The organism is Pseudomonas sp. EL_65y_Pfl1_R83 (genome assembly GCF_963970695.1).
GTDB classification, from domain to species: domain Bacteria; phylum Pseudomonadota; class Gammaproteobacteria; order Pseudomonadales; family Pseudomonadaceae; genus Aquipseudomonas; species Aquipseudomonas tritici.
This window is the reverse complement of the sequence record NZ_CAXAQI010000133.1, coordinates 1-606: the sequence shown is the minus strand read 5'-3', so window position 1 is coordinate 606 and position 606 is coordinate 1. Positions and strand designations below refer to the sequence as shown.

The 606-nt window shown below is 65.8% G+C and carries 1 protein-coding gene; it reads left to right on the top strand.

The window, feature by feature from the left end; all coding sequences use genetic code 11:
- Positions 1 to 197: 197 nt before the first annotated feature.
- The coding region (locus tag AACY08_RS28030; protein WP_339472352.1) for a hypothetical protein at positions 198 to 606 on the top strand (409 nt) is incomplete at its 3' end.

The following is a 606-nucleotide window of genomic DNA, read 5'->3' as shown; positions in this document are numbered from 1 at the left end:
AGACAACGATCCCGAAGGACGTCGAGCGCGAACCAAGGCCTGGCGCGCCTATCGGGAACGCGGATTGACGCTCGCCCGCATGGCGCCGCCGCAACAATACGGCGACTGGGCCGATGTACTGAAGCCCAAGGGCTGAGAAGGGGAGGGGGAGCGGGGGACTGAGCTGCAGCACGCAGCCAGTCCCGGAGACCCGCACCATGACCGACCTGTTCGACCCCAAAGATGACCGTGCATCCGCTTGCACCGACGCCGCGCGCAGCCTCTTGCCGCTCTTTAGCGGCGATACGAAGCTCAGCCGCCGAGACCTGAACAACGCGATGGTTGCGGCCCATGGAGGCACCGACGCTGACGGGTGCTGGACCCAGCGTGACAGCTTCGAGGTCCTCGAACATGCGCTCGCACTCCACCTTGTGAGCAGCGCTCCGGCGCTGCAGTCACCGGCTGACATCCAGTTCGCCCTAGACCTGCTCGACCGCCTGCCGACGCAGACTGTACGCAGCGAGGATCAAATCGACTGGCAGCAGTTCTCAACGCCTGTCGACATCGCGGCGGTTGTGGTCCTGCTTGCCGCGGCGCAGCCGACCGACGTCGTTCTCGAACCGAGCG